Source organism: Paenibacillus sp. OK076 (assembly GCF_900110055.1).
Lineage (GTDB): Bacteria > Bacillota > Bacilli > Paenibacillales > Paenibacillaceae > Paenibacillus.
In genome coordinates this window covers 1,738,836-1,764,435 of record NZ_FOCH01000001.1, presented here as the reverse complement: position 1 = coordinate 1,764,435, position 25,600 = coordinate 1,738,836, and the positions used below count along the sequence as shown (strand labels likewise).

Below are 25,600 nucleotides of genomic sequence, written 5' to 3'. Positions count from 1 at the left end.
TGCGTTTGGGTCAGTTAAGAAAGGGTTATGATTCCTGAATTCAGAAAATATATGATTCAAATCGTGAAGCATTCGAAATGGCATTCCATACATCTGCCGTCTCTCCACCCATATACCAGTAGGCCAATCCGGCAATATTACGTTCTCCGCTCATCATTACTTTCGCGGATAATGAACGACTGTCCTCTGCCCATATATATCTCGGTGTCCCATTACTGTTGTAGCCAATGACATATTGGACCAGATCTGCATCCCATCGTCTCACGGAACCTGAAGCTCGTGCACGAGTTCCCTGTTCTGCCAAGGTGATGTCCCATGAACTGGCTGCCGGATTAACGGAAGACCAATCCCGTGTATATAAAGGCAGGGCCAGAATGCTTTTGGCGCGAACGACCTCAGCGAGCATCGTGTCCAGAGCCTTTTCAACCCAAGGGAGAGAGGCCACAGACCCTGCTTGCGGATCGCCGTTCCAATGCTCCTCATATCCCATCAGTACCATGTAATCCGATACAGCGCCCAATTGCGCATAATCAAATGCATCCGTCCAGTCTGTCCCCAGATCGGGTGATACGTCCACGGATACAACAGCGCCCAGTGCATGTAGAGCCGTTGTCAGTGAAGTAATAAATGCGGTCATTCCTTCACGATCAGCTGGCAGTACGTTCTCGAAATCCACGTTAATGCCATCCAGTTTATATGTTTTCACATAAGATGCGACCTGTGAGATCACTGACGTCCGGTTGGCTGAGCTCGATAACATCTGGTGGGTAAGGTCCGGGTTCGAACGATTGCCAAGCAACGGCCATACCTGTCGGTCTGTAGCAGATGCCCATGATAATAACGATGTGTCCGTGAGATCCGTGACTTTCATGCTGCTATTCAGGAAGAACCAACGGGGAACCAGCGTATTGGCTTCCGATTGTTCGACCTGTTTCTTGAACTCAGCAGTAGAGGCATTATATTGCCATCCTAGCTGAATACCAAGCTGATCGTGGCCTTTCAGCTGATCTGACCAGGTTTTCTTTTGCAAAATGGCATCCAGCATCACTGCTGCCTCTTCTCTGGTCACTTGGTCATGCGGGCGAAACTTGCCATCACTGCCGCGCATCAAGCCAAGCTGATATACGGTCTGCACATAAGGACGCGCCCAGTCGGAAATCTCAGCTGCATCATCATACGTGGATGAGAGGAGATTCGTTGATTTGGAGGATTGTTTCAGCATCCTTACCAGCAGTGCAGCCGCTTCTTCCCGAGTGATGGAGGCGTTTGGCTGGAACACGCCCTGACTCTTGCCCTCAAGAATGGAAAGATTGGTCATGGCTGCAACGTTCCCGTAATACCAAGCGTTCATGCTGACATCGTTATAGGGATTAATATTGTTTTTAACAGGTTTCAAACCTAGCAGTCTCACAGCAAATGTTGCAAATTCAGCACGTGTGACTGCCTTTTTGGGTTCAAACGTATTCTCAGAGGTTCCGGCAGCAATTCCCGCCTTGACCAGATGTGCAATGGCATCCTTGGCATAACTGGAGGTTGTATCCTTGAATACCTGCTGAGCCGCTGCTGCCTGAGCTGTGGATTCACCGATGGAGATTGATCCTATCGCCAGTACACCGCACAAAACAGCATTGCATAGCTTTTGCCGGATACGTTTGTATATTCTATAATTCACATCAAAAAGCCTCGCTTCATTGGAGTACGATCTACATCATCGTATCAAATTGAAGCGAGGCCGTATGTGGTTAAATATTGGGAAATTCGCTGAACCAGTGTTTCTCAATTTTTTTGTGAATCGAGGTCACATTCGGCTTTGAGCGAAAGTCTTACTTGTGTACTTTTACACGTTGTTCAATCGGTTGGAATTCTTTCTCGCCTGGTGTTGCTGTTGGTTTGCCGAATGGCATTTGAGCGATTAGTCTCCAGTTCTCTGGAATGTTCCATTCCTGTTTGACCTTCTCGTCAATCAACGGGTTATAGTGCTGCAGGGAAGCGCCCAGGCCTTCTTGTTCCAAAGCAGTCCAGATCACCAGTTGCAACATACCGTTGGATTGGTTCGCCCAGATCGGGAAGTTATCGGCATACGCTGCAAAATTTTGTTGAAGCTGCGCGATCACATTGTTGTCTTCGAAGAAGAGTACTGTACCGTATCCACTGCGGAATCCGGCCATTTTCTCAGCTGTAGATTGGAAAGCTTCTGCATTGCCAACCACTTCACGCAAAATTTCTTCTGTGTGGTTCCACAGTTTGTCGTGTTGTTCACCGAGCAATACTACGGCACGAGATGTTTGTGAGTTGAAAGAAGTCGGAGTGTATTTTACCGCTTCTTCCACGATTTCCTGGATTTTAGCATCCGAGATCGTGGATTCCTTGCTGATTCCATAATAAGATCTTCTGTTTTTCAACGCTTCAAAGAAAGATGTAGACATAAATATTCGCCTCCCAAAATGGTATTTCCTAAGTTACCAACATAGTAACTATAATATAGTAACATACATTAGTCAACAAACTAATTTATTCTCACCACAAGTGCTTTTTGTTTATTTTAAACAGCTATTGCATCCATCTGATCACTGCGACTCGCGAAAATCTGCTCGATATTTCTCTTCCGATGACGAATTGCTCTTGGTCTGATCCTTATTCTTCTCTTCCTGCTTCTCCATATTCAGATCTTCCATCGGAATGGGGTCCACCGTCTGCTCTTCTTCATATCGGTCAAGCAAACTTTCCTGCTCTGTTGCATACTGCTCCGGATTGTCATGGGAACGATCCTGATGTGCATCCTTGTTATTTTGATCCGGTGTGCGCTCTTTCATTCGTGATTCCTCCTTCGTTTTCATTTTTCCATTTAACCTTCTTTTACCTTTTCTGTCTGGCTTCTAAACACGGAGCAGTTATGAGATGAATGTAACAGGTACGCCATGTCTGCATCAGGAGGTAAAATAGAAAAAAAGCCAACCAGAACAGACTGGTTGACTTCATCTACTTGTTTTCAGTTCCATTTCATTGATTAATAGGCGAAGCGGTTGAGTCTCCGAGACTTAATTTGGCTTCAAAAATAATGCTCTCATTCTCTTCGGCCAATCTTCCTCGGACCCACACAGCTCCCTCTGTAACTTCTGAACGCTCAACGATCATTTGCTCCTGCATACGAATCTCACGATGATATGATATTTGCAGACGGATCATGCCTGCAGCCAGTTCATCCAGTGTTAATGCATCACAACACACGTCTGCATACCGGGCGTTGTTCATATGACCATTACTGTCTGTGCTGCTGTATTGTACAGTTAAACGATATTGTTCCTGCAAGCTGAGTTCAGAAGGGACCGTGACTTTTGCAGGGGCTTCACCTAAGGATAAATCCGGATATGATTTCACTTCAAAAGGCAGAGCTGATGGTCTGACGACTCTGCGTCTCTTTAGATCGACCAACGCCCAAGCCGTGCGAGCCTCCGCCAGATGTGTTCCCTCTCGATCTGTGAGGATATAATCCCTTAACCAGGTCACACCTTTATTTTCTTTATGCCACGTCTGCAAGGATACTTCTTCTTCCAATCGGGCTGGGCGCATGATCGTGACATCTGTCGTTAATAACATCCAGCCCAATCCCTGATCCAGCATCTGCGATACGGTAACTCCCATACCTGCTAAATCACGGTCTGCTGCCAACTGCATATGCTCCAGTAAAGCAGATGGGCGACATTGTGATCTGTAATCAGCATCGGCTGATCCAATGCGGTAATCAAGCTTGAATGGTTGATCAGATTGCATTCCGTAACCTCCTCAGGCTGTGAAGCATGTAAAATTTTTTATCCGTAAAACAACATTAATCAAACGGTCGCTGTAATCGACTGCGGTAGAGATCCGGTGCACAACCTACACTTTGTTTGAACATACGGCTGAAATGGGATAAACGTTTGAACCCGGCCAATCGGCTGGCCTCTGTCACACTGATATCCGGCTGGAACTGGAATAACAGCTTGGCCTGATTGATGCGGCGGTCATACACATATTTAAATATGGTACTACCCGTCATTTCTTTAAACAATCCTGCCAGATAAGGCTTGGACAGATGAAGCTCATTTGCCAGATCATCCAGACCAATGTCCTCCATGTAATGGGTTTCGACATATCCAATAATATGCTGTACATGCCGCTCCTTCTCGGAAGAGGGAAGGTGGTCCTCAACCCTGCCTCGGCAGATTCCAGCTATAACATACAGCAGGTCACATAAACGAACGTTCATGCGTTCCTCTTTGAAATCACCCGGATTCACCGTAAGCTGATGCAAACTCAGCAGCAGAGATTCGAATTCGGAGCGGATATTGCCTGTCAGATTGATCCGGCAGTTTCTCAGTTCTTCGAACGGCTTCAACACTTCGCTCACCCGGTCCGGGTGCAGACTGCTGCGGATGGCTGAGGGATCGAAGTGCAGCGTCGTTCGCACATACGGTTTCCCCGGCATGGGATGTGGCCGATGAAGAGTCATGCCATGCATCAGGACCAGATCACCCGGTTCAAGGTTGTAGACTCGATCTCCAATCAGATAGGTGCATTCGCCATCATGAAAATAGTACACCTCATATTGCGGATGTGAATGAAATCCGTCCGAGGCTCCAGGGTCGTACGTGCTGGTGGAGCGATAGCTATATTCCAATGGACCACTAAATTGCATTACACTTGGCACGTTCAAGTACCTCCTGTTCTGGAGAGGTTTCTTACCATTTTACCCGTTTCACATCATGTCGGATAGTACTGGACAGACTTTGAAATATAGAAGGCCATGCACATATCCGCTTGTTTGCACGGTACGTGTCATGGCCCTTTGGGAGATTGGGAAAGATAACTTACAGAAGCTGTTCTATACTCGCCTGAATCTCGTCAATCGAATCAACAGGTTCAAAACGTTTAACCACATGCCCTTCGGCATCAATCAGAAATTTCGTGAAGTTCCACTTGATTGCATCACCATGCAACCATTCCGGTGCTTTGTCCGCCACCATCAGCTTCAACAGTTTCGCTTGCACATCTGACTCATCAAAACCTGCAAAAGGTCCCGACTTTTTCAAAAAGTCATACAGCGGATGTGCCGCTTCTCCATTGACATCCATTTTGGAGAACATGGGGAATTTCACGCCATAGTTAATCTGACAAAAGGACTCCGCCTCTTCGCTGCTTCCCGGCTCTTGCTCCGCAAACTGATTACACGGGAAACCAATGATCTGAAGCCCTTGCCCTTTATATCGGTCATAAAGCTTCTGCATGTCGTCGAACTGATGCGTGTACTTACACTTGCTCGCTGTATTCACGATCAGTACAGGTTTTCCTTCGTATTGATAGAGCGGGAAACGCTCTCCACTCGTTTTGGTTACGCTAAAGTCATAGATGGTTGGCATAAGATTGGTGCACCTCACGATGTTATGTAGTTATAAAGACTCATATGAATTTCTATTATATACGAAATAGAAGATTCTGTACCGTAAAAAAAGCCTATAACTGCTGCACGAACAAATCAATCTCATTATCGGGATGTTCAGGTTGATATCGTTCATCCCAAATTTCAAAATTATTCATCTCAACATCCGTTCCAGCACTATCGCAACTCCGTCAGAATCATTCGTATCAGTGATCTCTTTCGAGAGAATCTTCAACTCTTCAATTGCATTACCCATGGCTACCGACCAGCCACATATTTCAAATAACCCGATATCATTAAAATCATCACCGAAAACCATTACATCTTCAACTTTTATTTTCATTGCCTTACATAAAATTCTCAATGCATTTTCTTTGGAGGCTTTGATTGATGAGACTTGAACAAGATTACCACCGTCTGTAACCAAAACATTTAATCTGGATGCAAACTTCTTTCTGAGAAAATCTATATCCTTGAATCCCGTAAAAAGTACTTTTGTTGCAGCAATACCTTTGAGCTCTTCTAATGATTTTATCGATGGGTTTTCTTTAACTCTCATAAGCGTTGTATAATCATATTCTTTTAAACTAATCCATTGATCCTCCACTTCAAGGCTTAAACCCAGTTCATTGTTATTCTTCATGCCATAATTTATTAATTCAGCAGTGATCGCAGGGTCTATGTGTTCATATTGTTGAATACCAGTGTAATTGCAGTGGATATAGGCTCCATTGTAATATATAAAAGAACCGCTACGGAGCAATTCCTCAGGTAAAAGCAACCTTACTGCTCTTGGTGGACGTGCTGTAGCATAGATAAATCTGATCCCTTGTTTAGAGCATGTCACCATTGTCTCATAATTCCGTTTCGAAATTTGTTTATCTGTGTTGAGTAATGTTCCATCCAAATCTAATACTACTATTGGATACTGTATAGAAATCCCCCCCTATGCCACTCAAGTTCACTCTACACTTTCGTTGCGTTATTGAATCGATGTATTCCAAATTCTTTGAAATCCGATGTAAGTATCGCCTCTCTCAGTGGGTACAGATTTGGAGTAAATCTGAGTTCAATTCCTTTCTTAAATAATCTCTCCATTAAACCATCCATGCGGTCTATATGTAGAGGCTTAGTAACCTGATAAGAAATGTAGTATCCCGCCGTTGGATCAAAGTTCAAAAGTCGTGTCATCGAATTGGTACCTGTACAGGGTCTGATTCATAATGCTCGGATACCATGAACTTTCAACCGTAACGATGATATCTGCATCAGAATGCTTGAAAAACTTCTCCCTATTCTCATCACTTAAAGTGTCAGTCTTTTTACAGATGATTCTCGGGCAAGCTCTTGGAAAGTAATATGAATATTCATGCTCTTCATCAATAGCCCACACCACTGCTGGAAATTCAGCTCTGTTTTGTTTCTCTCTTGGAATAAAAACCTGGATATCTGAAACCTCGCTAAAATGATAAAGCATTCAGGCACCTCTCATCATTTAGTGATTCTTAAGCCTCGGAAAGATTCTCTTACATTCCAACATTGCCCCACTTCTCGTCACATAAAACGACAGAAGTCTCGATTTGTCTTTCGGGAACGTTCCAGTATCGAGTTAATAACTGCTTCTTCTCATCCGAAGAAACTAGGGTAAAACCATTTTTCAAATAGAATTTTATAGCCCATTCTGCGGAGTCCCAAGTTCCTATTAATATCGGTTTATCGGTGGATGCCACCAGATGAGCCAACAGCTTTGTGCCTATTCCGCTCCCCCGTTGGTGAGTTCTTACATATGCGTGCCTGATTAAAGCAACATCACCTTTATCCTGAATTCCCATAACGCCCCATAATCTATTATTTTCTTCAAAGCCCCAGAATACGACGCCATCATGGATTTCCTGATTCAATTCTTGCAATGGCATATAGGGTTCATGATAGCGATCCTCAGGAATTACACCCTGGTATGCCTTTGCTGCATCATTAATGATCTCAACCATTGCATCTGCGTCCATGCTGTTACACAATCTGATCATGGCATAATCCTCCTGAAGGTTTACATTCTATTAATTGAACTATCGTAATGGATATACCAATTCAATAGGTTCGTTAATCAATTCCTCTTTGAAAATATAATTATGATCTGCTCCCACAACACATAGAATTTTCTTACCCGGATTCGAATGATATGTGTTCTTCACACGTTGAATCATGATCTGATTTCGTACGATCCATCTAAAGTTATTTGCTTTTGGATTAATCTGATCCAACCATTCATATTTCTGTTTGGTCATCGTATCAAACGCATCCGAGTTAAAGGGAATCGATCCAACATCATGTGTATTCATTTGTTTAGCAAACCATTCATCATCGATCTTCTCCAATGCTTTACGCTGCTCTTCTGAGAAACCGTTAAATGGATCAAAATCATTCCAGACATCTAACTCAAACCAGTCAATAGGTACAAACTCTATATTCCGTTCTTCGCATAATGGAAAGATAAGCTCCCAATACTCACTGGCTGGCTCCCCCCAATATCCCTTATCCTGTTTATCCTTGATATACTTCTTCCAACTCTGGGGATGCACTTCACCGCAGATGATATCCGGGTTGAATTCAGTGATCAGATCCTCATACAGGGTAAGTGAACTATTATATTTCTCTCTTAATTCTTGATTATGAATTGTCCCCAAGATTCCAACGACGGTCATATCATTTCTCCTTTGTAGATGTTATATAATGTTGCTGAGATTCCTATGTAAGTCTATAATCTTTTCTTCAAGAAATACTGAATAATTCCTTCCGGGTATTCATCTATCATTCCAAACACTTCGTAACCCATCTTCTTGTAAAATTCAGGAGACTGATAAGAAAATGTACTTGTATGCGAAAGTTTGCAGCCCTCACTAACAGCAATGCTCTCTGCTTGCATGATTAATGATTTCCCATACCCATTTTCTCTGTATTCTTCATCAATCCAAAAGTTATCAATATATAAAGTATAACAGTACGTAGCACAGAAGATCCCACCTACTGCTTTGCCTGTCTTATCCCTTAGAAACAAATTGATGCTTTTGCCAGGTTTCTTTAACAAACCATTTGTTTCTCTTAGATTGTATTGATACAGATTGCTACAGACAGCATGGTAATCCTCCTCATGATCTTCCAATACAATGTTCAATTCATCGTTAACAGCAGGGTTATTCATTTTTTTTGTCCTCACGATTTCATAGTATTTGTCTATGATTACATGTTAACAATGATCACCCTCTTTTTCCAATGATTTCTGAATACCCTTGAGGAATGAAAGCATAAGCAAAAAAGGCCGCCCTGCAGGCAGCCCTTTCCAACCTTATTTACGAACGGAGAGAATGAACTTCTCCAGCAATTCTGTATTGGTAATGCTGTGATTACATCCTTGGTTGTGAACAGGTAATAAACCTTCTTGTGTGTCGATGGTACTCTTTTATTCCGCTGCTTTTGATTGTAATATCTGATCATTCACAAATCCTTGTAAGAAGAAAAGCTCATTGTCATTCGCTGTTCGATTATTGGCTGCTTCAAAACGCTCGATCGCATCTTCTAATGACGTGGATTTCACAGCATCATTGGCTGAGATGAGCTCTCTCCAAAACGTATCCATCTCCTCCACGTCACAGATCGACTCATGACCAAGCAAGAAATGAACGGCATCATATTGCTGAATGTCCTCAATCATAGGCAATAACTTGTCTTGCTTAATATGATATAGCGAATTTGTAGTTGTGTTGTAAGCACTGTCCCCCAGAAAAATGACCTTTTCATCCGGAATATACACAACTGTTGAATCATCCGTATGCGTACTTCGAATGGTTTCCAAAATACACACTTTATTTCCCAAATCCACATGAAGTGATTTTTCAAAAATGATATCCGGGTGGCTTAATTGAAAGGTTTCTCTGTCGGGTATTTCATGTTGTATCGTTTCCATGCACAGTGTGTTCATCTTCTTGGAATCCACATATTCCTGAAGAGAGCGGTCATCATAAGAATAGTTCCACCAATCCTTCATCTTTTGGTTAGTTAGACTATTCATAATAATCGTAGCTCCGTATTCATTCATTCCTAAAAAATGATCCCAATGGGCATGAGTGATGACCACATATTTAACGGGTGGAACGTTTAACTTCTCTATTTCATGTAAGAAATCCCTGGCATGTTGAACCGAATTTCCAGCGTCAACGACGAGGCTGTATTTATCACCGCAAACTAACCCCAATGTCGGTCTTTCTTTATCATTTTGGTTAGATAGATAATAGATGGTTTCACTTAATTGATTTAGCATGTTCATTCTCCTCTATAATAAATTCTTGATCCATAAGAGAGAAAATCTGCATGCTTATTTAAATCAACATTTAGATTTTCTCATTTTATTTGTTTACCAATGGAATCACCTCCCTTGTTTACTCATGGATAGAAAATGTTAATTATATCCAAGCACTAAACGTTAGCTTAACTCATCTGATAAAAATATTCCATTAATTTTTCCTTATATGATAATTTCCACTCATAATTATAGGTAGCTCTAATGCAAAATAATCCCAAACCAAAAGGAGGATACAGGAAACTGTATCCCCCATCCTCCGTACAAGTCCGCCTTATTCTATTCGGCGGTTGGAACCCGCAAGCCCTCAATCAGGATAAACAACGTAAGTGCTTGTCCATAACCCATCGGACTGATCGGTATATCTTTATAAAACTGAGCATCCTGCCCCACAGGTGTACCATAGGACACCTGCTGTACAACACCGTGATCATCAATTTGTTTCAACACCGCTTCAAGCGCACTCAAGCCATTCTGGCGATAGGATTCATCCAGGTATCCATACCGGATTCCCTTGAGAATGCCGTATCCAATCGCTGCTGTTGCCGAGGTTTCTTTGTAAGATGCGGGGTCATCCAGTACGGTGTGCCACATGCCATCCTCACCCTGAAGCTTGCTCAGTGCTCTTACTTGAGCGGTTGCTGTATCCAGCAGATAGGCCTTGAGCCCGTCTTCGATCGGAATGATATTCAGGAAATCCATAACTCCCGCCGTATACCATGCATTGCCCCTTCCCCAATGAACAGCACCATAGTTATGATTTTCATTGAAATCCCAGCCATGATAGAACAATCCGGTTTTCTTGTTGTATAGATATTTGATATGCACAAGGAACTGTCGCTTTGCTTCTTCCACCATGTCCGGTTTCTTGAAGTATACCCCTGCCTTGGCCAAAAATAGCACCGTCATAAACAGGGTATCAATCAGAATTTGACCATCATTGGCGTCTCCCGTGATCATATGCTGAAACGCACCATCTCCGGTTCGCAGCAGTCCATCCATGATCCAATTGCTCCACTCCTCACAGACATGTTCGTACTCCCTGTTTCCGGTCAGCTCGCATAGTGAGATCAAAGTAAGGAGCGGAGCGCAGGTGTTCACATTTTTTTCCGGTAATCCTTCCATCAGCCTTGCATTGTACCATGATTCGAGAAATTCCAGCACTTTGGCATCCTTCGTTGCCTCATGAAGTTGAAGCAAGCCATACAGACCGACACCTTGCGGCCATTCCCATAGATGTATGTCGATTAATCCGATTGGAAACTGTTCATTGATGCTTGTGTTTTTCATAGACTCCATCGCTTGGGATACCTTGCTTATTCTCTCCTGCAGCACCATTTGATTCGGCATGTTGGTTCTCACTCCCTTGGTTTCTTACACACGATTCAGCGCTCCATGTCCAGTAACTTCAGTTGTCCCTTCACTCCATAACCTTCATGTACAATTTCCTTTTCTTGAATATGAAAAGGCTTGTTCATTCCCCATTGAATTGGACCATATACCGGGTCTGCTAGCGTGAGAGTTAAAGCTTGATTATCGAATTCCGGGCTGGCAGAACGAACTTGGTTGATAAAAGCGTCAAACGACCCGAATAGCTGTTCGCTTCCTGCTCTTATAATCCAGGCGTTACGCAAGCCAGGGGAAATAAGTTCGCGCGCTCTTGTCACTCCGTTGCTCTCCATACTCGTCCCGTTGGCCGCATATATGGCTGCATACCCCTTATCCAAACGGGCAAAATGCCAGTTCTCATGCTGTACCCATTCTGTGAAGGAGTGGGTAGGAAAATAAGCATGTGTCCAGTCAGCGGTCTGATCGGCAGGAATATCAAACATCATCAAAGCGATCCCTTCATGCTGAACAACATCGGGCAATATCCCATTCCCGGCCCAGAAGCAAGGCCGACCATCCCCATGCTTGTATATTTCTGCCGGATGATTCACCCAAATCTGCGCCTCAGGTGACAGAGATAAATGCTGAACGTGCTCCTGATAACCTGGCTTGCCTGGACGAAAGCGAATGATTGATGATAAGGAGTATTCATTTGTCCGAAAGTGATAGAGCTTGGCGTAACCTCCCTTGCCCTGCTGATTGGCGAACACCAATTGCTGATTTTCCCCAAGCAGCAGATGCTCCTGATATGCTGCTGGAGGACTGTAATCCGATATACTCAAGGCAACATTACTGATTGAATAATTGTTTACATTGCCAACGCCATAAGCGATCCAGCACATGGAAGTCGTTCCCGCTGCATAACTACCCAGCAGGTCCTTCTCATAGCTGCGCCCAAACGTTGTGGACACGACGCCTTGATGCATCTGAACGGTAATATAATAGAATAACAGGTCCATTGCCTTTTTGGCTTGCTGCCTGAGCTGTTCATTATGGGCAAATTCATAGATATGCAGCAGCCCAACCGCATCAATCGGAATGTATGCACTTGAATTCCATTCTGCCAATCCTTCATCCAAAAAGCGCTCGAACCATAATGCAAGCCTCTGCTCTGCTTTTTGGCGATGTACTTCACCGGATTCACCACTGTTGCTGAATGTTTCATCCCCAAACAACTGTCCGGCTAACAGCTCATTGGTGTGGAACAACAAGGCATGGTTCTCACTGAAGAACCACATCACATCATCGCCAGGTTCATCAATCCAATATCGATAGCCCAGAATACTTGCTTTTACCCGATCCCAGAACAATTCACTGAACAGACCGCTATTTCGCTCATCTCTCCAAAGACGGAACAGTCCCACCAGATAGAAGTCACTGCAATCCTTCCGTTGTTCAATCCCTTCCACACCTTCAAGCAGCATGTTCTCTGCTTCTTGCACATTGCCATTTGTTTTTAACATGGCGATAGCCGTATGAATGTTAGGACTGCCCTTCTCAGCAATACATTGCAGAGCCAGAGATTTGCGTGCTTCAATATCCGCAGTTTGCTGAGCAGCCTCATCATAACTGGTATCGTAGGATTGACAGCCGAACTTCTTCGTCAATGCTACGTTTGAAACTGAAATCGTCAGCGTGAAGTATACGTAATGATGACCAATTTCATTGGTATGTGCCAGAACCAGTTCCGTTTCCTTCTCAGCTATGTGTATTGTCTTGTTTTCGGTGCCATCAAAAAAATTGCCATACTGGATATCAATCTCTCTAACGATGTCCGGTAAGGGAAGCGGCAGCTTGAGCTTAATCTGCTCACCTCTGAAGAGATCCGAAGGAAAATAAGCCTGTTCGAGGGCTTGCTCTGCGGATTTTACAGACTCGGCCAAATGAGGAGCAATAGGCAGGGAAATCACCAATTCCTCGTCTCCCAGATATTCCACCGAAAAAGCATACATGGTATCCCGCTCAGCCAGATCCTCCCAGCAGGCATAGATTTCATTGATTCCGGCTACAAGTTCAGCTTTAATAACGATTTCCTGCTCCTTGTTACGCATGAGTGGCGCAAAATCCGTTACCATTTCCCCATTCATCCACAACGTCAGACTGCCATAGGTCTTAATTCGCAAAGAGGCGGTATGAGCAGTCGGAGAAATTAGTCTTGTCGCCGCGTAACTGCGCAGATGTGTCGGTACAAACCAGAATCCTGATTTCTCCACCCGTGGATTATTCCAAGGAGAATACAGTGCCCAAGGCATTCCGTTCTCTTCTCCAACAAAGTCGTCTCCCGGGCTAGGAAACTCGCTCCATTGATCAAAAAATCGGTTCACAGGCTGCGTTCTCCTATGTTCTACAAATTCCTTTCTGCATGGATTCTCATGAATAGCAAAACCATCGATAAGCCAATCATTAATATCTCCCTCCATCGTTGTGGGAACAAAGGCAACAGGCTTCGTATATATACCGCTGATCATCCAATGATTAATGACCTGATTGTGACCTAATTTCATAGGTTTATAATTCAAGGTATCCATCTCACTCCGGGTGGTATCTGACATTCAACTCATCCTTTCATTCCTGAAGTAATCATACCGCTGACAAAATATCGCTGGAAAACCATAAAAACAATCAGTACCGGAAGCATCGTGATTACGGACATCGCTAGCAAACTTCCCCAATCTACGTTGTATTCACCAATAAAATTAGAAAGCGCAAGCTGAATCGTATATTTCGATGGATCACTAATAGCAATTAACGGCCATACAAAATCATCCCATCTCCACATGAAGGAGAAGATCGCGAGCACCGCAAGAATCGGCTTCGCTATGGGTAGAATAATGCTCCAGTAAATTTTCCATTCGCCCGCTCCATCCATCCGGGCAGCCTCCAGCAGCTCGTCCGGTACGGACAACAAATACTGCCGCATAAGGAATACACCTGTTGGGGTCGCTGCTGGCGGGATAATAATCGCGAGCAGACTATTATATAACCCCAGTGCGCTCAGCACCTTGAATATGGGAATCATGATTACCTCAATCGGAATCATGAGTGTTGAGATAAAACCGATTAATATGATCGTGCTTCCGCGGAAGCGATACTTCGCGAGTGCAAAGCCTGCCATGGAATTGATCAATAACAGCAGCACCGTTGAGGACACCGTTACAATCGTACTATTCATAAAATACAAGCCAAAATCGCCTTTCCTGAATGCCTCCTTGAAATGCTCGAAGGTGACGGGCTGCGGCCACAGCTTGGGTGGGAAACTATACAGATCGCTATTCGTTTTCAAAGCAGAAATCACGACCCACAGGACAGGCAGAAGCCACACCACGGCGGCGACACTTAACATACTGTAGATGACAATTTTGACCATAGGCTTCATTACCATCAGACAGCCCCTCCTTTCGATAGACGGAATTGCAGCGCCGAGAATCCGCCAATAAGGATAAACAGCATCACCGACATGGCACTAGCCAGACCAAGCTCCTGTCTGTTAAAGCCGATCTCATAAATATATTGAACAATATAGGTGGTTTCTTTGCCCGGCCCACCACCTGTAAGCGCAAACATAAGTGGGAATGCTTTGAACGCGTCAATCAGAGTCAGCATCACAACAAGCAAGCTTGTGGGCTTCAAAAGCGGGAGCGTGATATAGCGGAACACCTTCATTCCCGTTGCCCCGTCCAAGCGGGCAGCCTCATAATAATCCGTAGGTATAGCCTGCAAGCCTGCAATAAAAATGACCATGAAAAAGCCTGCACGTGACCATACCGTCGCGATGATTACAGCCGTATTTGCCCAAAAGGAAGAGGTTAGAAAGCCGACCGGTTCCACACCAACCACGGTTAACAGATGATTCAAGATGCCAAATGAATCTCCGAAAATCCACTTCCAGGTCAACCCTACGATAATGTAAGAAATCATGGTCGGCCAGTAAAATACGGCCCTGAAGAAACCGCGCATTCTAATCTCGCGTGCAAGCAGTAAAGCAATGCCTAACGCTGCTGCATAGATTAGCGGGACAACAATTGCTGCATAAATCCCCGTTCGTCCGATGGTCGACCAAAATTCCCGATCCCCTATAATTTTGATATAATTGTCCAGCCCGTTAAACTTCATTGGGTTCAATCCATCATAGACATGAAAGGAATAGTAGAGGCCCAATAAAGAGGGAAATACGATAAAAGTGCCAAAGATCAGGAGGTTGGGAAGTATAAACAGATAAGGAGCAATAACGAGCTTCCTGTTCTGTTTTGCCAGCGTATTCCTGTTTAATCGTTGTCCTTCACTCATCTGCTTGCCCCTTCCTTATGCGTTATTCGAAAGGGGGGCTTTACAGGAATCGGTAAGCCCCCGTTATGTGAACTAACCAAATGGCTTTAGGTTTATTGACTGCCAATAGCCTCATTAATCAGTTTGGCTGTTCGATCCAAAGCCTCCTGCGGAGTTGCCTTGTCAGACAGAACGTCCATAATATTATTTTTCAAATCCGTTGAAATTTTGGATATAAGCGTTTGCCTAGACCAGTCATTCGCTGCAAGAGGCGAACTGTTCTTCAGTTCATCTGCGAAAATTTCAAACATCTCCTTGCCAAATTCATAATTCAGCACAGAGCTGTCCTTCCGTGGACTCATGAACAACGACTCCTGATTGTATTTGGAATTCACCTCTTTGGACGTTAGATATTCAATAAATTCTGCCGCTTCCTTCTCATAACCACTGCCTTCGAAAGCCATCAGGAACTTGCCGCCTGGCACGGAAGAACGTTGAGTTTCTTTCGGCATATAAGTGACGCCCCATTCAAAGTCGGTGATATCCTTGTAATTGCTGATCATCCAGTTGCCAGCCCAGTGAGTAGCCACCGTTCCGGAACGGAACAGGTTGTTCGGATTTTCCCCTCCGAGCCAAACGGATTCGGGCATGATCCCTTCTTGATGAAGCTGCTTGAACTTCTCCATGGCACGGATTCCGGCTTCATTGTTAATGGCCGCCGCACTGCCATCCTCTGTTAAGATGCTTCCACCATACTGGTACAAAAGAGTGGACCATCGATGCGGTGTGACATCCCATACCATGCCATATCGTGCCCCGCCTTTGTCCATAACCTCTTTTAACGCAGCGGTGTATTCATCCCACGTCCATACCTGGTCAGGAGAGGTCGGTACTTTGACACCCGCTTTATCAAATAAGGTTTTGTTATAAATAAGCCCATTCGCTGTGACATCCATAGGCGCAGCTACCAGCTTGTCATTCATAACATAATAAGGTTTAAGGGAGTCAATAAATTGATCCTTGAATTGATCCGCATTGCCCATGTAAGGTGTAAGATCAACGGCCTGATTAGCAAACGATCCCGTATCCGTGACCCGACTCAGGGCAGGAGGCTTTCCGCCGGATAACATCGTTTTCAATTTGGTTTGGATATCCTTGAAGCCGACTTCAATGAGATTGATCTTAACCTGGGTGTTGGTCTGCTCATAATCTTTGATGATTTCCTTGATGACTTCTCCTTCTTTTCCGTCAGAGAACCACAAGAAATCAAGAGTTGCTTGTTTTCCATTGGCACTTGTACCTGAATTCCCGCAAGCAGTCAGCACGATGAGTAACATGACCAATACCATGCTAGTGATGAGCTTAAACGTTGTTCTTCTTGTCATATCAACATCTCCTTGGAAGGGTTTAATGAATTTGGGCTTCCTTAAGCAATTCACTTTTACGGAATGCCTGTGGTGATACACCCACATATTGTTTAAAGGCCCTGCTAAAATATACCGGTGTGTTAAAGCCCAGTGTCTCTGATATGGACAAGATCGGCGCATCCGTAGACAGCAACATTTTTTTGGCCTCAGCAACTCTTTTCCGTATTACATAATTGCTTATCGTATATCCCGTCGTCTCTTTGAAAGAATGACAAATGTAGTACTTATTCAAATGGAGTGTTTTGGACAAGTCATCCAAAGATACATTCTCCGTGTAGTTCTGGTTTAAATAATGAAGAACCCGGCTTACGCTTGTCTGCTTTTGGGAAGAAAATAAAATATCATTTACGGATCGCTCACTGGTCATTTTCCGATAAATCCGCAGTAGCAATTGGGTAAGACTCAATTTGACCATGGTTTTGTACCCTGTATTTCCGGCATCCATCTCCTCTTTGATCCCCTTAAATATACCTGTGATATGCTCACGTTCCTCCGGGGGCCAATGCACCAATAACCCATTGGGATGACGGAATATGGACATCAGATTCTCCAACTGACTGACAGCAAGCATGTCCAAAAGCAATAATTCCGTGAAATTGACGAAACTTCGCTTGTACACGATTTCTCTTGAAGGATTGATTCGGTGCGGCACACCGCCTCTGAATATAAACATATCTCCGGGCAACGGCTTATATATTCGGTCACCGATTAAAAAGGTTGCATCTCCTTGAATAAAATAATGTATCTCATACCCATTATGCGTATGAACAGGCCATTCATCCTGAAAATTATCTGCTTCTGATCGCACATAAACTTCATTTTCTTGCAAAGCAATATTCGTCGGGGTGTGTATGGTTAGCATCAGTAAAGATCTCCCTTCCCAGAATATAAAAAGCAATATAGTTTAATAATTTACAATGATAGCGCTTTACAATGAATTGTATCACAGTTATTTCGATCTAATCTGAACTATATTGCTGTATTGTTGATCACAATTGTTGAAAATGAATAGAAAGGAATTCATAGGGATTCGAAAGATGGAAACAAAAAAACCGCTGTCCAGCCCATAGGCTATCACGCGGTCAATAAGAAACATTTGGATAATCATCTTAAACGACTTGAAGGCAACACCAACATATATGCTTGCGCTTCAAAAGCTATTATTCGATGTTCTATCAATACTATAGGTTCGATCATAGATTCGGTTTTTTTCTATGAGCTGTTAGCTGTTCAAAGGAAAAGGCAATACGAATCAACACCGATTCACTAAAGGCTTTACCTGCAAATGTGATTCCAAATGGCCTTCCACTTTCCTTATATCCCGCAGGTACAGCGATCGATGGATACCCAGCTCTTGCACAAAGATCAGCACCAGCATAAGAGGGGAAAACAATGGCGTCCAGTCCAAAGTTATGTAAAGCATAATCAATGCCGTTATTTTGCGAATGATATAGATCCGTTATTAACTCCAAGATGTAATTCGAATTATTTAATGGATTATTCAACTGTTCTCTATATTCGAGATGGTTTTGCCCATATTTTAAAGCCCTTTCTGCATTTTGCTTATTCCACTCGATTAATTCACTGAGGGTATGGACAGGTAAATGCGATGGAAGACTTTGCAGATAATGTTCAACGCTATGCTTAAATTCATGATTCAACTTGTTCCACTCCCACTTCCGGTCAAACGATGGGATATCTATATCTTCAATAATATTAGCCCCAGCTTCTTTGATCTGGGTTACAGCGTTTTCAAATAGAACTTCATCATATTCTTCGTTATCTCGATATCGTGTAAGGGGGGCTTTTCTAAAGATGCCTATGTTTGCATTTTTCAACCCATTGAGGTCTAAACATGTTGTGTAGTCTACTGTAGAATACGGATTTTTCCAAGTAGCAGGGTCCTCCTCGTCTTTTCCTGAAAGTATTCCTAGTAGGATTGCTGCATCTGTTACAGTCCTTGCCATTGGACCAGCAGTATCTTGCGAGTGTGAGAACGGTATTATTCCACCACGGCTTATTAAACCTACAGTTGGCTTTATACCAACAATAGAGTTCTGAATGGATGGACTTAATATGGAACCAGATGTTTCGGTTCCTACGGAAACCATCGTAAAGTTAGCAGCTACCGCAGCAGCAGAACCTGTACTTGAACCCCCTGGAAAAAAATCGCCATAAGGATTCAAAACTTGTCCACCTCTGGCGCTGTATCCTGCCCACATATCCGAAGACATGCCATTTGCCCATTCTGTCATATTTGTTTTTCCAAGTATGATTGCCCCAGCTTCCCTCAGTTTAGTAACAAGAAAAGAATCCTTAGAACTAATATGGGTTTCCAAAGCCAGTGCTCCAGCAGTTGTATGCATTCTGTCGTTGGTTTCTATGTTATCTTTCAACAGAACCGGAATCCCGTGTAAAAGTCCTCTCGGTCCCACTGATTTCCTTTCAGCATCCAAGCCCTCCGCAATAAAAATCGCATCCGGGTTTATTTCCAAAACAGAATTGATCTTTAGCCCATTTTGGTCATATTGTGCAATACGATATAAGTAATTCAGAACCAGGTCTCTTGAGCAAAGCTCTCCCTTTTCCAGGGCAGCCTGTATTTCAAAAATCGTGTTTTCCTCAACATTAACATGGTTCAGTTCAGATAAATTTTCCATACCCTCACCTCTTCTTTGTGCCTCAACTTATTACCATACCGCTTTCTCATCTTTCTTTAGTGAGCGTCATGATACCATCTTCGAAGTTGATTAATGTGGGCTTGATGGTAACGACTATGGTCAGCGATATGCCATATACCCCAGCGTATGGTCGCTTGCTTCTCATTCTCATGTCCAAAAGTGACAAGCCTCGCTAAATCATCATCCTTTAAATGTGAACACGCGTCCTTCAACATAGCTATGACACCTTTATATGTCGACATAAATGTACTCAAAGATATTCCTTGAATCATCGGAAGTCTGCCATTTTCATCAATCATAGGGCCATGTTGCTCTCTTAAGGTCTGAGGAAGTGGTAGTCCCTTTATTCGATAAACCCAATTCAGATCGACGTAGGTAATATGTTTTATTAATTGAGCAGTACTATTGAAGTTGTTATTAGGTCCTTTATAATCTATTTCATCTTGCGACATACCGCCCGTGATTTGTTGGAGTCGTTGGCTGTTTTCTTTCACCGCAGAATATAACAACCCAACAACAGGTGACATATTGGCTTCGCCTTTTAAATCGTAAAGCACCGTAACTCCTCCTTGATGTTGTCTTCATCGTTCTTCCCTTAGAATCTCCTTGATTTCTCTTAATTCTTGCAATATTTCTTTGGTGTACTGGTTACTCTTAGAATTATCCATTCCGATTTTCACAACAAAAATACCAAGAATCAAAGACACTACCAACATTAATATAGTCCCAATAATAACCTTCCTTTCCTCATGCAACAGAAACCCTAGAGATTAAAAAGAGCGAAGCTGTCCCGTCCAAAAGATTCTCTCGGATATGTTAGTTGATTAATTTAACCGTGACTACTCATGTACAGGAATATACATCGTTTGTATCTCTTGAACACCGGGAACAAATCCAAGATTAAAATAGACAGACTCTGCATCATTGCCTTCCATGACATATAACCTTAGAACTGGATACTTGCCTTTTAGTTCAGTCAGGGCTCTTTGCAGCATGCGTGTAGCAAGTCCTTTCCCTCTGTAAGCGGGGTTGACTCCGATGCTATATACTGCTGCTTGATTGTCCTGCAAACATAGGCGACAGTTGGCTACGAGCTGTCCAGTAACCTTATCATATACAAGTGTAGAAGCTTGAGTTAGGTCCTCATTCGTATAATGGACTTCTTCGTTCGGGATAAAGTCTTCAAGGGATGTCTTCTTTCTGCGTAAGGCTTCGAAACCGCCTACAAAGCTGTCAAAGTCACATTGAGCAATTTCATCTTCATTAATGTATTGTTTGGTCCCCGTGTTATTCTCGATAATTTCGGGGCTCTTAATTATAAGATCATGATCCCAATACACGTTGAAATGATCTGTAGGGCGCTGCATCCAGCGACATCTGAACTCATCTGGCCAGAATCCAGCCCTCGTAAATAAATGTACTTGATCGGGGAGAATTTCATATATCTTAATACGTTGAGTTACATCAGACCACTTTATGAGTATTCTTTTAAGAAGCTTAAGTACCTCAAATGAATCATTGAATGGGGGAATAAAGAATAGATGATATAACGAATTAGGTGCCATCCTTACCCCACCGATTTTTGACTCTCCTTTATAAATCCAGAAAGAGTTATTCCGCGAAACATTGAAGTAATCTTCCTCTCTAAAAAATCCAGTATAGGCCATATTATAATAGACGGAACAATACAGTCCCCATTCTTCGGGCTCAGCCTTTTGAATGGAATATTCATTTGATAAATTATAAGAATTAAGTTCCTCGGACCAATGATTTAATTCCACGCGTTATTCCTCCTCATTAATGCTAACTACCTCTAAAATATTTCAAGCGTGTGTGATCTAACCATTTCAAGTCCCCTCCTTAAATAACATGTCCTTTACTATCTAATAGATCAATTCCGTCATTAATCTTATTTTTCAGCAGCTCATGAAATTTCCTGTCCTCCTTCTTTAAATGCTCCTCAAGAAAAGCAGAGATATACTTATTAATCGTGGAATGTTTGTGTTCTATCCCATCTTCGTTGTAATGTATCGGAATATCGCTAAAAGTCATATGATGAGCACCGTTTAGTTTAATAAATGAGCTATTCAGATCACTCGAGTTAAACAAAGACTCATACCCACTCAGTAACAAAGCTAATAGGTCTGGAGAGATTTCATTTCCCAGTTCTTCAAACGAGCATTTCTCTTGCCGAGCTACCAATAACGGAGCAGATACTCCCTCTTCCTTACTCACCGTTATTAAATGGAAACTAGGATCGAATAGAATACTAGCCTTAATTCTCTTTTCTGTTTTAAGCAATTCATAAGCAGCAGCCCCACCTAATGAATGACCGATGATCCCCATTTCATTCACATCGACTATAGCTCTAAGATCCTGATCTGAATCCAAGACCTTGTCTACATTTTTCAAAACCCAACTCATATCTTCAACTCTAAGCTTCAATAATTGTTTCCAAGAATGAATATCTAAACTGTCTATTTTGGAGATCTCATTGGATTGTTGGATAAATCGACCGTCAGGAAAAATTGAAAATATAGATTCGTGAGTGGCTCCTATGGTAATGACAACAAATCCGCACTCCACTAAATGTTCTACACAAAAGGAATACATATCTCTAACGACACCAAAAGCCGGAGCTATAAAAATAATGGGACAGTTTTTAGCAGTAATATCAACACTCTCATTATTATGTATTTTTGTAGCCAGATTACGAAAATAATCCTTATCTACTCCCATACTAGAGAGCATATCAATAGAGGAAGAGATATTAGGTTCAAATAACGAAATATACTTCGACTCATGCTCCACTGGATTGGAAGGATAGTATATACTAATGAGCACTTCTCTGGTTTCCTTACTAATTGGATCAATACGCGATTTATCCTTTATAACAAAAACCTTTCTTCCAACAGTCATTGCATTCACCCTTATACTATTTTTCCGTCACCACAACGCATAAGTGGTGTGGGCATCTTATAACGTGCACCTTATGCTTCTGGATAAAGGTCTGTTGATAAATATCGTTCCCCTGTATCCGGAAATAGAACAACGATACTTTTATTTTTATTCTCTGGCCTTTTGGCAATTTGCACTGCTGCATATGCTGCAGCACCAGACGAAATACCAACTAATAATCCTTCGGATTTAGCTAAAAAACGAGCTGTTTCAAATGCATCTTGATTTCTTACCTGTACGATCTCATCAACGACAGATCTATTAAAATTGTCAGGAACAAAACCGGCACCAATTCCTTGAATGGTATGCACACCTTTAGTCCCTCCAGAAAGTACCGGGGAATCCGAAGGCTCTACAGCTATAATCTTAACATCTTCTTTTCTTTGTTTAAGTGCTTCGCCAACTCCAGATATGGTTCCACCTGTACCAACTCCACCAATAAAAATATCCACTTGGCCTTCAGTATCTCTCCAAATCTCTTCTGCGGTAGTTACCTTATGTACTTGTGGATTTGCTGGATTTTTAAACTGTTGAGGTATAAATGAGTTAGGGATTGTAGCGGCAATTTCTTCAGCCTTTTTGATGGCTCCAGACATTCCTTCTGTGGCAGGTGTAAGAACTAGTTCAGCCCCCAAAGCGATCAAAAGCTTCCTACGTTCTACACTGAAACTCTCAGGAAGTGTTATGATTAATCTGTATCCTAATGCTGCAGCTGCAAAAGCAAGCCCAACACCTGTATTTCCGCTCGTTGGTTCTATGATCACTGAATTTTGGTTAATTAACCCCTGCTCTTCAGCGTCTTTAATCATTCCATATCCGATTCTATCTTTTACACTACCTGCTGGATTAAAGTATTCCAATTTGGCAATGATTTTCGCCTCAACTTGATACTTTCTCGCAAAATTAGAGAGCTCCAATAGTGGAGTATTACCAATTAGATCTGTGAGATTCTTCGCGATGTTAGTCATAATTATACCTCCAAAATACATTTCCAACTAAAATAGTTGGTTTTAATATCACGTTATCATGTATGGTAAAAAAATACAACTGTTGAAATTTTACTTTATGACACAGGGAAGCAAGTGCTTTTAGACTGAGTTTGAAAGATTGGTATAATAACCCCATCTAAAAATAGAATTCACAGTTCCAATACTGTTATGAGCTCGTCGTGGCACACTTCACCATTTTCATGGAATCCAAAGCTCTCATATAGCTTTTTGGCAGCCAAGTTATCGGGACTATAAGGAATCCAACAATAACGTGCAGGACCAGCTGGGAAAGTTCGAATAAACTCCAATATTTTCTTTAATGCTTCCCGGCCATAGCCCATGCTCTGATGATGCTTGTCAATCATAAGTCGCAAAATACAATAGCTATGGTCAGCAATGACAGGAAGATCATAACCCGTGATTCCGTAAGTTATCATTACAAAACCTACAGGCTGCTCATCTGCGTAAATGGCAAGCGGAAACGGTGAGCCACCATTGGTTGCAAGAACATAACATGATGCTACACTTGAAAGGTTTGATGCAACGTATTGTCGCTGCTCTTCTGAAACTTCCAGGTTAAATATAGAACGTCGGTTCTCTAGCGTTATTTTTCTGAGCGTAATCATGTGGACCCTCTCCTTTCTTCACCAAAAATAGTAGGTTTAAGCGATTTCAAGATAATAACCAGGTTCATTCTTATTAGATCTTCTTTCTCATATACAAAGCTATTTCTTCCTTTTGGCTATGATTATTCGAATATAGTGATACATCAATTCCTTCTATTTGATAACCACATTGCATGTAAAAATGAATGGCTGGAACGTTCGTATTCTGGGTTTCTAACGTGATCGCTCTGAAGCCCCGTTCCTGGGCAATCTCATTGACTTTATTGATCAACAGTCTCCCATATCCTTTTCTTATGTATTTTTCATTCACCTGAAGATGCCATATCATCAGCGTATTATTCCAAGTTTGTGGTTCAGAAATGGCGAGCGCTATGATTTTCCCATCTATATATATTCCATAAGAATATCCCAGTTGTATGATTTCTTCATATCGTTCCAAATCATCTGTACTGTTCAATTCTTCTTTTTCGTAGATGTCATCCAAATTTATTAACGTTAGATGCATACTAAAGGAAGCTTGTGTCTCTTTTTTGGTAAGCTCATATTTTTGAGTGGATTTATAACCAAAGCTTCCAAGTTGAAGCCAATCTTCATTAGATAGATTCTCTATTTTTTTGATCTCCATTACATCACCCCAGAATTAAAATACTTGGCTATTCGCTTATAAAGTTGTTTCATTCTTGCTTATATCTCTTCTTTCGACCTTAATTTCCATATTCCTGCACCCCTACTTATTGTTTCCTATCAACATAATTATGGAATATCAAAGAAAATAATAATAATCCCGACAGGACAAACCTGGCGGGATTTCGTTTGCATAGATATCGAAAGACGTTTTTAGTTGTTACGTAGCAACCACATGGTTCATTTCTTCACTTGTTATAAAGTCAGAACGATTCACGTAATACAAATCATAGATTTGTTCCGTATTGTTTATTAACTTATACACTTCGTGGTATATATCAGTTGCTAATTTGACATAAGGCAATTTTCCAACCGCAATCTTGGATCGAATGTTTTGTTTTCGAATTTTAAGAAATACCGTTTCAATTTCATGTTGAAGAAATAACTCAGCGAAAAAGGCTTCCTTTGCTCGTTGATTGTAACCTTTTCCGAAATAAGGTGCTCCAATCCATGTCGCAAGAAAACCTGTCTTATGTTCCATGTGATATAAATCAATGGTTCCGATGGGATGTCCCAGCTCATTAAGGATCGTTCTGGAAATACATGTGTTTTGCTCTTCTTCATCGATCACCTGTTTGGTTGCAAATAAATATTCTTCATAAGATCGGCACTTATGACGAACGTATGGAAAAACAGCGGGGTCCACCATCAAATCATACAGTGAGTGGCATTCGTGCAAGTCTCGTTTTTTCAACATTTAAACAACCACCTAGTCCTTTTAGTTCGCTGAGTCAAACAAACTAAGTATATAAAAGGACGTGTGGAATTTAATGAATTCTGCATTGCTTTTATGTAAAATCCTTCATAGAA

25 protein-coding genes and 1 pseudogene are annotated in these 25,600 nt (G+C 42.2%); all 26 read right to left on the bottom strand.

The window, feature by feature from the left end; genetic code table 11:
- Positions 1–40: 40 nt before the first annotated feature.
- The 26 genes and pseudogenes from BMY78_RS08150 to BMY78_RS08025 all read right to left on the bottom strand — a co-directional run bounded on the left by BMY78_RS08150 (position 41) and on the right by BMY78_RS08025 (position 25,487).
- Positions 41–1,672, bottom strand: coding sequence for an S-layer homology domain-containing protein (locus tag BMY78_RS08150; RefSeq protein WP_256221999.1), 1,632 nt, complete (start codon positions 1,670–1,672; stop codon positions 41–43).
- Between the two features lie 151 nt (positions 1,673–1,823).
- Positions 1,824–2,426: a nitroreductase family protein gene (locus tag BMY78_RS08145; protein ID WP_090896498.1), complete on the bottom strand. Its 603-nt coding sequence runs from the start codon at positions 2,424–2,426 to the stop codon at positions 1,824–1,826.
- Positions 2,427–2,567: 141 nt separating this feature from the next.
- Complete coding sequence (locus BMY78_RS08140) at positions 2,568–2,813, bottom strand: hypothetical protein (RefSeq protein ID WP_090896495.1); 246 nt, start codon at positions 2,811–2,813, stop codon at positions 2,568–2,570.
- Positions 2,814–3,000: 187 nt separating this feature from the next.
- Positions 3,001–3,771, bottom strand: a complete 771-nt coding sequence (locus BMY78_RS08135; RefSeq protein ID WP_090896489.1) for an acyl-[acyl-carrier-protein] thioesterase — start codon at positions 3,769–3,771, stop codon at positions 3,001–3,003.
- A 55-nt stretch (positions 3,772–3,826) separates the two neighbouring features.
- A complete protein-coding gene (locus BMY78_RS08130; RefSeq protein ID WP_090896487.1) occupies positions 3,827–4,687 on the bottom strand; it encodes an AraC family transcriptional regulator in 861 nt (286 codons plus the stop codon).
- 160 nt (positions 4,688–4,847) lie between these two features.
- A complete protein-coding gene (locus tag BMY78_RS08125) occupies positions 4,848–5,396 on the bottom strand; it encodes a glutathione peroxidase (protein WP_090896485.1) in 549 nt (182 codons plus the stop codon).
- Positions 5,397–5,570: 174 nt separating this feature from the next.
- Positions 5,571–6,338 (bottom strand): HAD family hydrolase, encoded by a 768-nt coding sequence (locus BMY78_RS08120; protein ID WP_256222201.1) that lies wholly within the window; start codon positions 6,336–6,338, stop codon positions 5,571–5,573.
- A 44-nt stretch (positions 6,339–6,382) separates the two neighbouring features.
- Positions 6,383–6,893 (bottom strand): annotated as a pseudogene (locus BMY78_RS33685) (DUF6886 family protein).
- A gap of 49 nt (positions 6,894–6,942) precedes the next feature.
- A complete protein-coding gene (locus BMY78_RS08110) occupies positions 6,943–7,443 on the bottom strand; it encodes a GNAT family N-acetyltransferase (protein WP_090896480.1) in 501 nt (166 codons plus the stop codon).
- A gap of 39 nt (positions 7,444–7,482) precedes the next feature.
- Positions 7,483–8,118: a hypothetical protein gene (locus tag BMY78_RS08105; protein ID WP_090896477.1), complete on the bottom strand. Its 636-nt coding sequence runs from the start codon at positions 8,116–8,118 to the stop codon at positions 7,483–7,485.
- Positions 8,119–8,171: 53 nt separating this feature from the next.
- Positions 8,172–8,615 (bottom strand): GNAT family N-acetyltransferase, encoded by a 444-nt coding sequence (locus tag BMY78_RS08100; RefSeq protein ID WP_090896474.1) that lies wholly within the window; start codon positions 8,613–8,615, stop codon positions 8,172–8,174.
- A gap of 258 nt (positions 8,616–8,873) precedes the next feature.
- A complete protein-coding gene (locus BMY78_RS08095; protein WP_090896471.1) occupies positions 8,874–9,731 on the bottom strand; it encodes an MBL fold metallo-hydrolase in 858 nt (285 codons plus the stop codon).
- Between the two features lie 318 nt (positions 9,732–10,049).
- The gene (locus BMY78_RS08090) at positions 10,050–11,120 is read right to left on the bottom strand and encodes a beta-galactosidase BglB (protein WP_090896468.1); all 1,071 of its coding nucleotides are present in this window, start codon (positions 11,118–11,120) and stop codon (positions 10,050–10,052) included.
- 35 nt (positions 11,121–11,155) lie between these two features.
- Positions 11,156–13,711 (bottom strand): hypothetical protein, encoded by a 2,556-nt coding sequence (locus tag BMY78_RS08085; protein ID WP_090896465.1) that lies wholly within the window; start codon positions 13,709–13,711, stop codon positions 11,156–11,158.
- A 5-nt stretch (positions 13,712–13,716) separates the two neighbouring features.
- Positions 13,717–14,535 (bottom strand): carbohydrate ABC transporter permease, encoded by an 819-nt coding sequence (locus BMY78_RS08080; RefSeq protein WP_371129152.1) that lies wholly within the window; start codon positions 14,533–14,535, stop codon positions 13,717–13,719.
- A gap of 5 nt (positions 14,536–14,540) precedes the next feature.
- Positions 14,541–15,446, bottom strand: a complete 906-nt coding sequence (locus BMY78_RS08075) for a carbohydrate ABC transporter permease (RefSeq protein WP_090896461.1) — start codon at positions 15,444–15,446, stop codon at positions 14,541–14,543.
- A gap of 92 nt (positions 15,447–15,538) precedes the next feature.
- Complete coding sequence (locus BMY78_RS08070; protein ID WP_090896456.1) at positions 15,539–16,810, bottom strand: ABC transporter substrate-binding protein; 1,272 nt, start codon at positions 16,808–16,810, stop codon at positions 15,539–15,541.
- A gap of 22 nt (positions 16,811–16,832) precedes the next feature.
- Positions 16,833–17,714: a helix-turn-helix domain-containing protein gene (locus BMY78_RS08065; protein ID WP_090896452.1), complete on the bottom strand. Its 882-nt coding sequence runs from the start codon at positions 17,712–17,714 to the stop codon at positions 16,833–16,835.
- Positions 17,715–18,045: 331 nt separating this feature from the next.
- Positions 18,046–19,512 (bottom strand): amidase family protein, encoded by a 1,467-nt coding sequence (locus BMY78_RS08060; protein ID WP_090896449.1) that lies wholly within the window; start codon positions 19,510–19,512, stop codon positions 18,046–18,048.
- 56 nt (positions 19,513–19,568) lie between these two features.
- Entirely contained in the window at positions 19,569–20,090 is a 522-nt protein-coding gene (locus tag BMY78_RS08055; RefSeq protein ID WP_090896446.1) for a DinB family protein, read from the bottom strand.
- A gap of 282 nt (positions 20,091–20,372) precedes the next feature.
- On the bottom strand, positions 20,373–21,314 hold the full coding sequence (locus BMY78_RS08050) for a GNAT family N-acetyltransferase (RefSeq protein ID WP_090896443.1): 942 nt from the start codon (positions 21,312–21,314) through the stop codon (positions 20,373–20,375).
- 79 nt (positions 21,315–21,393) lie between these two features.
- Positions 21,394–22,452, bottom strand: a complete 1,059-nt coding sequence (locus BMY78_RS08045) for an alpha/beta hydrolase (protein WP_090896439.1) — start codon at positions 22,450–22,452, stop codon at positions 21,394–21,396.
- A gap of 71 nt (positions 22,453–22,523) precedes the next feature.
- On the bottom strand, positions 22,524–23,459 hold the full coding sequence (gene cysK, locus BMY78_RS08040) for a cysteine synthase A (RefSeq protein WP_090896436.1): 936 nt from the start codon (positions 23,457–23,459) through the stop codon (positions 22,524–22,526).
- Positions 23,460–23,629: 170 nt separating this feature from the next.
- Positions 23,630–24,106: a GNAT family N-acetyltransferase gene (locus BMY78_RS08035; protein WP_090896434.1), complete on the bottom strand. Its 477-nt coding sequence runs from the start codon at positions 24,104–24,106 to the stop codon at positions 23,630–23,632.
- Between the two features lie 73 nt (positions 24,107–24,179).
- Complete coding sequence (locus BMY78_RS08030) at positions 24,180–24,731, bottom strand: GNAT family N-acetyltransferase (protein ID WP_090896430.1); 552 nt, start codon at positions 24,729–24,731, stop codon at positions 24,180–24,182.
- Positions 24,732–24,950: 219 nt separating this feature from the next.
- Positions 24,951–25,487 carry a GNAT family N-acetyltransferase gene (locus tag BMY78_RS08025; protein WP_090896427.1) on the bottom strand — a complete coding sequence of 179 codons (537 nt, stop codon included), beginning with the start codon at positions 25,485–25,487 and terminating at the stop codon, positions 24,951–24,953.
- Positions 25,488–25,600 lie beyond the last annotated feature (113 nt).